Below are 8278 nucleotides of genomic sequence, written 5' to 3'. Positions count from 1 at the left end.
TAAATTAAAAAATAATTATTGTAATTATGGTTTTTTAAAACCCTAGTTATTAACTACTTATAGACTGTGTTTATTAACAATTGTTTATAACGTAAAAAGCCTATCTTAATTAAGATGGGCTTTTTAATGTTATTTAAAAGGAGTAGATTATTTTCTTCTCGCTTCTTTAATTCTAGCTTTCTTACCAGTAAGACCTCTAAAGTAAAAGATTCTAGCTCTACGAACTTGACCTCTTTTGTTTACTTCAATCTTCTGTAATGCAGGTAAGTTAACTGGGAAGATACGCTCTACACCAATTGTTCCAGACATTTTTCTAATAGTAAAAGTTTCTGATGTTCCAGTTCCTCTTCTTTGTAAAACAACACCTCTAAAAAACTGTGTTCTACTTTTTTCACCTTCACGAATTTCGTAGTATACAGTAATTGTATCTCCTGCTGAAAATTCTGCAAAGTCTTTTTTTGGTACAAACTCGTCTTGTACAAATTTAATTAAAGATTCCATCTTTATTTATTTTTTTATATTAATCCAGAACAACATTCGCGAACATCGCCAGAGGTTAACCCGAAATTGGCTTCAAAAATAAGTATTAATTACTAATCTGCAATAACTTTTTAATTCTTTTTAAATTATTTTAATTGTATTGGTATCCAAACGGTTTCTTCAGAATCTGCTTGGTTATGTTTGTATTTATCACCTAAAATATTAAAATGTGGTCTGTTATCTAATTGGTATTTAGATTTTGGTAACCAATTATGGTATATATAGGACATAAAAACACCAAAGTCTTTTGCTAACCCTTTATAATTAAACACAGCATACAATCCTGTTTCAAGATTTAAAGTTTTCATTTCTGCTGGAATAGAATTATGATCTTTTACCTCAATGGCTGCCCACTTAACGAACGTGTTTTCTGGGCTAAAATTTTTAAGGTAGTTGTTGTTGTATATTAATACTTCTAACAAATCTGTACTTAACGCGTTTTTTATGTTTTTTTGTCTAGGCATAAAACTAGAGAATAATTCGAATGTTTTATCTTCTACCAAAGACATATTAATAGACTGTCCAACTAATTTTTTATATTCTAGAACTAGTATTTTTGGCGATTGAGTCATTTTAAAGATTTGGCTTTTTAATATATTTTAGATTTTTAAAGAGATTATTAATCTTCTAGTAAGTCTGGTCTTCTTTCTATTGTTCTTTTATAAGCTTGTTCTTCACGCCATTTTTCTATGTTTGCAGCATGTCCGCTAAATAAAATCTCTGGCACTTTGAAACCCTTGTAATCTCTAGGTTTTGTGTAAATAGGAGGTGCTAAAAGATTGTCTTGAAAACTATCTGTTAGTGCAGAAGTTTCGTTACCTAGAACTCCAGGTATTAATCTAATTATAGAGTCGCACAAGACAGCAGCACCTAATTCTCCTCCAGATAATACATAGTCTCCAATCGATATTTCTCTAGTTACAAACATATCTCTTACACGTTGGTCTACACCTTTATAATGACCACAAAGAATAATGATATTTTCTTTTAACGAAAGCGTATTTGCCATGCTTTGGTTTAAGGTGTTGCCATCAGGTGTCATATATATAACATCGTCGTAGTCGCGTTCAGCTTTTAATCCAGTAATGCATTTGTCTATAGGTTTGCAACTCATTACCATTCCGGCTCCTCCACCAAACTGTGTGTCGTCTATAGATTTGTAATTATCTGTTGTATAGTCTCTTAAATTATGAAAGTGTACAGATACTAGATTAGCATCTATAGCACGTTTTAGAATTGATGCTTCAAACGGGCTTTTAAGTAATTCTGGTAAAACGGTAATAATGTCTATTCTCATTATGCTTCTTATATGTATACAAAGATAAATTAAATCGATTGAATACTTATTAGTAAAACAGGAGTGTTTAATTAGATATTAGTTTTTAAGTTTTATTATATTTAAATTTACAGCACGATTAATCTCTTTTTTAAAGTAATCTTATGGTTGTAATAAGTATTTTAGTGAGGTGTTAATTTTTTGATAATAAAAACACTTAATGTTTAATTTTATTTAAATTTGTTAGACAAAATATACAATAATGAAAGGTCTACTTATAAAAATCACTACAATAGTTTTTGGGTTATTAATTCCATTACAAAATAATCTAATTACACCAAATAAAACTTCTCAAGATTTTAAAGGGCAAGCTTATTATATGTCTAAAACCAGAATGGACCTTGGAAATTGGGGAGCACGCTTAAGTGAAGCTCAAAAAAAACAGGTTGCGGCTAGAATGCAAGGTAGATTAGAAAAAACTTACATATTAACTTTTAATAAAGAAGAATCCTTATTTAAAGAGGAAGATAAGTTAGATGCACTTTCTGGTGCAACCGATTCTTGGGGAAAAAACTTTACTCCAGGAGCTCAATACAAAAATATAAAAACCATTACTCAAATACAGAATCAAGAATTTTATGGTAAACAATTTTTAGTAAAAGATAGTTTACAACCCATTACTTGGAAAATAACTGGTGAAAAAAAAAAAATTGGAAAGTACAATTGTTTTAAAGCAACAGCATTAATAACTTCTAATGAATTGACATGGTATGCTTTTTCATGGGATAAATTAAGAACTAAAGAAAAAGATGCAAGTGAAGCAGGTGATGATGAAACAGAGTTGGTAGAGATAACCCAGGTAGAAGCTTGGTTTACACCACAAATACCTGTTGGGCATGGACCACTAGAGTATTGGGGTCTTGCAGGCTTAATACTAGAAGTAAGCGCTGGAGATACGACCTTACTATGTTCTAAGCTTATTTTAAATGCTGGAGATGAAGTAGAAATTGCAGCTCCAAAAAAAGGAACAGAAGTTACTAAACTTGAATATCAAGATATGATTTTAAATAAAATGAAGGAATTTAGAGATAATAGAGGAGGTAGAGGTCGTTAATTTACTCTAGTCATGAAATAAGTCATTTCAAATCCCATTTCTTCAATAGCGCAATTAAAATATATTTTATCGCCTTTAATATCTGTTATGTTTACTATCATTTTTTTACCTATAATAATTTCATAGTCATGAATATTACTGCTTGTTTTTAGGTAAGTAAATATGTGAGTACACTCATCTATCCATTCTATAGAGCTTGTAAACGTCTCGCCAGTGTTAAGATTAGTTTCTATTTGTTCGGTTTCAGTTCTTTCTATTATGCAGCGTAGGTTTATTTTATTATCATTTAATTTAAACTTGAGAAAAGCTAAAATTTACAGCTAAAATTAATAAGATTGCTATTTTAAAAGTTGTTTTCATAATTTAATTGAAGCTCTCATTTTGCCAAATTTAGTGTAAATCTTTATCTTTTTTCCAGCCTAATTTTTCGTATAAATCCTTCGCAGGATTGTTTGTTTCGGTTTGTAGCAGAACAAATTTATAGCCGTCCTTTTTTGTTTTTTCCTTTGCTTGTTTTAATAAAGCAGCTCCAATTCCCTTTTTTCGTTCGCTTTTTAGAATAAACAAATCGTTTAAGATATAGATTGGCTTCATTGAAACAGAAGTAAAACTATGGAATAGGTTCATAAAGCCTATAGCTTTGTATTCCGCGTAAGCGATATAAATTATTGTGTCTTATTTCTCTAAACGTACTTTTAAAAATTGTTTTGCAGCTTCAGGATCACTAGTTTGTTTATAAAAAACACGATAGTCATCGAATAAAGGTAATAGGTCTTTAAGATGTCGTATTTCTGTTCTAATAATAATCATTCTGTTGGTTAAAAAGTGAATATAAAACAGTAAAAAAACAATAAAAAAAATTACAGATTCTCAAATTGTGTAATTAAAACGAACTTGGTTAAAACGTTTTAAATGTATTTAATTTGCGTTTTTTTGTTTATTAATTTCATCTTGTAATTGTCTGCGAACTTTTTGTTCTCGTTCTAAAGCAAACCGTCTATGTTCTTGAAATTCTTCTTCGGTTTCTTCTAAAGTTTTCTTCGCTTCTTTTGTAATGGCATTACTATTTTTAAATTTATACATAAAAAATAATGCTAAAGCTAATAATGCAGCAATAATAGACCACATTAATGTATTGTATGCGCCTTTACTCATTTGAATACCAAATAAAGACATATTGTCTTTCTCTGTATTGGTTTGGTTTAAATTATCTTGAGTTGTAGATAAGCTAGTTTTTAGTTTTGAGATTTCTTCATTTCGGTTAACGACTATTTTTTTGGTATCGTTAAGTGATTTATGTATAGCATTTAAAGAATCTAAAGTGTTTCCTTTTAGTTTTTCTATCCAGTCTATTCTAATCACTTCGTAACGTTGTCCTCTCTGATCTTTCCATTCATAAGATTTTTTAGTTAGATACTCAAATTGGCTTTCTATAGAACCACTGTCTAATGATCGTTTTTCATACTCTTCTCTAGTTTCAGTTTGGGCTTGAATTTGTAGAGTAAAAAAGGCTAGTAATAATAGTAATGTAGCTTTTGTAAGATTCATTTTTAATGTGTTGTTTATTTGCTGCTGCGAAAGTAAAAAATATTGTTCAGTTTTGTTGAATAAGTTTAAACGAGTTTGTTGCTTTATACCATAAAAGCCTCACAAATAGTGAAGCTTTTATATATACGTTTTAAAACTATAGTTTAGATGTTAATGGTGCTTAATTCTATAGTGTTTTGAATATTGTTTTCGTCTAAACTGTATTGGTAAACTCCAGAATCACCAACAAGTATTAGTTGGTTGTTTTTTATAATCACATCAAAAGCATCATGATTTATGTTATGAACTAGTTGTATGTTCATTGGGTCTGAAATATCGAAAATTTTAACTTCGTCATCGCAAATAATAAGGTAATCGTTATATAAGCCAAGGCCAATAGGTTTTGTTAAGTTTCTAGTAGAAAGTAACACTGGATTTTGAATATCTTCAATATTATAAATTTCTAATTGGTTTAAGGTATTACCACACCCAATATCTGAATGTAAGGTTACAAACGCATGAGTTTCGTTTGCAACAACAGGATCACATGCTGTAAAATGTAGAGCTTCAGATATATATTCTGGAGTTTCAGGATTTGCAACACTATAAATATACATGCCATTTTGAGAGCCAATAAAGAGAAATTGTTTAAAGTTAAATAGTGTTTCGATGTTAAAGCCAATTTGTATTTCGTTTACTTGATCGGGTTGTTCGTTATCAATAATACTAAATACATTTAAATCTTGATTATCTACAGTGTATAAATAGTTATCATAGGTTGCAAAACGAGCAAGAGATCCTCCTTGTCCTGTTATTTCATTAGAGGCACTAAAGTTTCCAATATCATTGCTGTCAGATTCGCATGCAAAAACAAAAAGTAGAATTAAAATTAAGTTATATTTTTTCATGTTTCTATTCAATTAAAGTCCAATTAATAATCACTTCGTTATCTGCTATGTAATTGTAACAACAATTATTTGGTGATGCTAACTCTGGAAATGTATTACTAATACGTTTTGTGATTTCTAAAGTGCTATTAGTAAAATTTGGTTTCAAAGCAATTAAATCTGTAGCATTATTAATATAAAGTATTTCGTTTGTTATACTTAAGTCTGTTGAGCCTAATACCTTTATAAAAGCCATGTTTACAGGAGCCGAAGGATTTGAATTATCGAAAACATGAAAACCTGTATTTGGCTTGTTTATAAATAGAAAGTTGTCTTTTACATAAATTTTACCGGTTTCTAGAATAGGTTCCGCTGGTAAAAGTTGTGTTGAACTTTCAAACTCTGTTCTTAACATGGTTACAGCTTCATATTGTTGCTGTGGCTCAAAAGGAGGATTAACACCATCATCTACTTTTCCCCAAATAACGAGTTTAAAACAAGTAGTATTAGTAGATAAAAGACTTTATTGGTTGGTTTGTTCATAGTCGTTATTTTTTTATAGATGCAGAATATGTAATAAGGTTGCGTGTAATTTTGTTAAATATTGAGCAAAAAAAATCTCACAATCTTTGTGAGATTTTTATATTTATTTAGATCAACTATTTACACTATTAATAATAGGTAAAACGTCTTACTTTTGCAATATGTTTTGCTAGACGAATAACTTGATGGCTATAACCATACTCGTTATCGTACCAAACATAAAGAATAGCATTTTTTCCGTCTTTTCTCACTATTGTTGCTTTACTATCGTAAATAGAAGGAGCAGAACTTCCAACAATGTCGCTAGATACTAGCTCATCGTTCATTTCATATTTAATTTGCTCTACAAGGTCACCTTCTAAAGCATATTTTTTTAATGTTGCATTCATACTATCTAAACTAGCTTTAGATTCTAATTCTAAATTTAGTATGGCTAAAGAGCCATTAGGAACAGGAACTCTAATAGCGTTAGATGTTAGTTTGCCTTCAAAACTAGGTAAAGCTTTAGATACAGCTGCTCCAGCACCAGTTTCTGTAATTACCATGTTTAATGCTGCAGCACGACCACGTCTATATTTTTTATGAAAATTATCTACTAAATTTTGGTCGTTTGTGTAGGCATGAATAGTTTCTAAATGTCCACTTTTAACTCCAAATGTGTTTTCTACTGCTTTCAAAATAGGAGTAATAGCATTTGTTGTACAAGAAGCTGCAGAGAATATGTCTATTTCATCTGGATTGTTTTCTAAATGATTTACACCATGCACAATGTTTGGAACGCCTTTGCCTGGAGCAGTTAATAAAACTTTATCTGCTCCTGGAGAGTTTTTTAAACGTGTTAATGCTTCTTTGTCTCTAAAAACACCAGTATTATCGATAATTAACGCATTGTTAATATCGTATTTTGTATAATCTATATCTTCTGGTTGGTTAGCAGAAATGACACGTACTGTTGTACCATTTATAATTAAAGATTCGTTTTCTAAATCTACTGAAACAGTACCTGAGAAATCACCATGAACAGAATCGTTACGTAATAAAGAAGCTCTTTTTTCTAAAACAACCGCATCGTTTTTACCACGTGTTACAATTGCACGTAAACGCAATTGGCTTCCTTTTCCTGTTCTTGTCATTAATTCACGAGCAACTAAACGTCCAATTCGTCCAAAACCATAAAGTACGACATCTTTAGGAGTGATTTCTTCTGCTTTACCTGCTCCTTTTAGTTTAGTAGAAACAAAAGCAAGTGCATTAGAATGTTTTTCCTCCTCTATATGGTATTCGTAAGTTAATTTACCAATATCTAATTTAGCAGGTGGAAAATCTAATGTTTTAATAGCTTGAGCAATTTCTACTGAATCAAAAACTGAAATTGGTTTTTGTACAAACTCACCAGCATATTCATGAAGGTTTAAAATTTGGCTAACGTTTCGGTCTATTAATTGGTTTCTAAAAAGAACTAATTCTACAGAGTTATCGTACCAAAGTTCACTAACAATTTTAATAAATTCTACAGTAGCACGACGTTTATCTGCTTGAAATGCTAATTCGTTTTCGTAGGTTTCTTTAACTGGCATTCGTTTAGGTATTTAGTGTGTTGTTAAATTGTTTTTAGTTTCACTGATTTTTTTCTTCAGCTGGACTTAATTGTTTATCATTAAATCTATTTAGTTTCGCTAAATATTTTTGCAAAAGTATATATTTCAAAGGTTTTCGTAAAGGATTTTATATAAAAAAACAAAAGCACTTTAGTTTGTTCTAAAATGCTTTTGTTTTTGAGAATTATAAGATGTTTATCTAAAACCATATTTTAATTCTTGATCAGAAGAGTTGATTAATTCAACAACTAAGGGAGTATATTGATCTTTGTTTTTAATTATTTTTTGAACCTCATCTACAGATTTTACAGAAACACCATTAATTTTAGTAATAATATTTCCAGACTCAATACCTTCTTGTCGTAAATATTTTGCATATTCTCCAACTAGTTTTATAATTTTCACACCACTTTCTACTTTGTATTTTCTTAAGTCTTCAGGTTTTGCATTCTTAATTACTGCAATGTTATTTATTATAACAGTATTGTTTTTTAATAATGTAACACTTGCTTCTTTTTGCTCTCCATTTCGTAAAAAATAAACATTAACAACATCATTTGGTCTTTTAGTGTTTAAATAACCTCTTAGATCTGAAAATTTATTAATTTCAATCCCATCAATTTTTTTAATAATATCTCCACTCTTTAATCCTGCAATTTCAGCACCAGTATCTTCTTCAACATCATCTACATAAAAACCTTCAGTTTCTCCTACACCAAGTTTTTCAGCATAAATACTGTTTAATGAATTTCCTGTAACACCCAAAATTCCATTCTGTACATTACCAAATTCC

General features: G+C 29.9%; 11 protein-coding genes. 1 reads left to right on the top strand and 10 read right to left on the bottom strand.

Annotated elements, in window-relative coordinates:
- Positions 1-147 precede the first annotated feature (147 nt).
- The 3 genes from rplS to trmD form a co-directional block, all read right to left on the bottom strand.
- Positions 148-501: a 50S ribosomal protein L19 gene (gene rplS / locus QNK89_RS06630; RefSeq protein WP_340170234.1), complete on the bottom strand. Its 354-nt coding sequence runs from the start codon at positions 499-501 to the stop codon at positions 148-150.
- A gap of 125 nt (positions 502-626) precedes the next feature.
- Complete coding sequence (locus QNK89_RS06625) at positions 627-1112, bottom strand: GyrI-like domain-containing protein (RefSeq protein ID WP_340170233.1); 486 nt, start codon at positions 1110-1112, stop codon at positions 627-629.
- Between the two features lie 47 nt (positions 1113-1159).
- Entirely contained in the window at positions 1160-1837 is a 678-nt protein-coding gene (trmD, locus tag QNK89_RS06620; protein ID WP_340170232.1) for a tRNA (guanosine(37)-N1)-methyltransferase TrmD, read from the bottom strand.
- A gap of 241 nt (positions 1838-2078) precedes the next feature.
- Between trmD and QNK89_RS06615 the strand changes: the two genes are divergently transcribed.
- The gene (locus tag QNK89_RS06615; protein WP_340170231.1) at positions 2079-2930 is read left to right on the top strand and encodes a GLPGLI family protein; all 852 of its coding nucleotides are present in this window, start codon (positions 2079-2081) and stop codon (positions 2928-2930) included.
- Between the two features lie 390 nt (positions 2931-3320).
- On the opposite strand, the gene QNK89_RS06610 is transcribed toward QNK89_RS06615, so the two are convergent.
- The 7 genes from QNK89_RS06610 to QNK89_RS06580 form a co-directional block, all read right to left on the bottom strand.
- Entirely contained in the window at positions 3321-3590 is a 270-nt protein-coding gene (locus tag QNK89_RS06610; protein WP_340170235.1) for a GNAT family N-acetyltransferase, read from the bottom strand.
- A gap of 15 nt (positions 3591-3605) precedes the next feature.
- Positions 3606-3740, bottom strand: coding sequence for a hypothetical protein (locus tag QNK89_RS06605; RefSeq protein WP_340170230.1), 135 nt, complete (start codon positions 3738-3740; stop codon positions 3606-3608).
- A 108-nt stretch (positions 3741-3848) separates the two neighbouring features.
- Positions 3849-4478 (bottom strand): tRNA (guanine-N1)-methyltransferase, encoded by a 630-nt coding sequence (locus QNK89_RS06600; RefSeq protein ID WP_340170229.1) that lies wholly within the window; start codon positions 4476-4478, stop codon positions 3849-3851.
- Positions 4479-4621: 143 nt separating this feature from the next.
- Positions 4622-5365: a hypothetical protein gene (locus QNK89_RS06595; protein ID WP_340170228.1), complete on the bottom strand. Its 744-nt coding sequence runs from the start codon at positions 5363-5365 to the stop codon at positions 4622-4624.
- Positions 5366-5369: 4 nt separating this feature from the next.
- Positions 5370-5759, bottom strand: coding sequence for a hypothetical protein (locus QNK89_RS06590; RefSeq protein WP_340170227.1), 390 nt, complete (start codon positions 5757-5759; stop codon positions 5370-5372).
- 256 nt (positions 5760-6015) lie between these two features.
- Positions 6016-7464, bottom strand: coding sequence for a glyceraldehyde-3-phosphate dehydrogenase (locus tag QNK89_RS06585; RefSeq protein ID WP_340170226.1), 1449 nt, complete (start codon positions 7462-7464; stop codon positions 6016-6018).
- Between the two features lie 216 nt (positions 7465-7680).
- Positions 7681-8278, bottom strand: a 598-nt coding sequence (locus QNK89_RS06580) for a PDZ domain-containing protein (RefSeq protein ID WP_340170225.1), incomplete at its 5' end; no start/stop codon positions are given.

It is taken from the genome of Lacinutrix sp. (assembly GCF_037625555.1).
Taxonomy (GTDB): domain Bacteria; phylum Bacteroidota; class Bacteroidia; order Flavobacteriales; family Flavobacteriaceae; genus Lacinutrix.
The sequence above is the reverse complement of the archived record's forward strand: the minus strand, read 5'-3'. Positions and strand labels throughout refer to the sequence as shown.